This is a genomic window from Salinicola sp. 4072 (genome assembly GCF_036663415.1).
GTDB classification, from domain to species: domain Bacteria; phylum Pseudomonadota; class Gammaproteobacteria; order Pseudomonadales; family Halomonadaceae; genus Salinicola; species Salinicola salarius_A.
Genome location: NZ_JAXOVV010000088.1, coordinates 1 through 634 on the forward strand (window position 1 = coordinate 1; position 634 = coordinate 634).

Annotated in this window: 1 protein-coding gene and 1 pseudogene; both read left to right on the forward strand. The window is 50.3% G+C overall.

Features of this window, described 5'->3' with window-relative positions; translation table 11 throughout:
* Positions 1 to 131: pseudogene (locus R3F72_RS18590) on the forward strand (IS5/IS1182 family transposase); the annotation flags it as partial.
* Positions 132 to 276: 145 nt separating this feature from the next.
* Complete coding sequence (locus tag R3F72_RS18595) at positions 277 to 534, forward strand: hypothetical protein (RefSeq protein WP_332780486.1); 258 nt, start codon at positions 277 to 279, stop codon at positions 532 to 534.
* Positions 535 to 634 lie beyond the last annotated feature (100 nt).

The window sequence follows — 634 nt, forward strand, 5'->3', positions numbered from 1 at the left end:
TATTTGGCTGGATGAAGGAAAAGCGGCGACTTTGTACTCGCTACGACAAGCTGGCAAAAAGTTACCGTGCCATGGTCACGCTGGCCTGCATCGAGCGCTGTTTACGGGTCTATTTTTCAGACAGAGCGTAGTAAGCGGATTAAGGCCCTTAAAGCTCAGCATCAAACTATAGCCAAACTGCACAGGGATGGCGAAGAGCAACAGTATCAAAGACAAACAGTTGATGCTTATTTCCGGCTACGTATGACCTGGGAACGGGCAGTCGAGGAAGTTCTCTTGCGCGAGGTGATCCTTCGGTTCCGGAAAGGTGTTGAAACACAGAGACTTGCTGGTGTCGTTGTTGAAGATGGCGATTATGCGAAAGTCTACGCTGGCATGACCAAGTGTTCGAACTACGCACATGATAAGGCCCTGCAAGGCGGCATTGCTGTTCCAGACCCCGACGAACTACTTGCTGATATTATGGAGTTGGATGCTTGGCGAGAGGGTATCGAGAAGAGAGTCAAGCCCGGCTTATTCATGAGGCCGACCTGAAAACGAAGATGGCGAGTGGTTTTCTCTTGTAGAATCAGGATGTTCCTGCCAGAACACGATTCAAGAGGACCACTCGCCATGGGTGAAAGCCTATCCACCT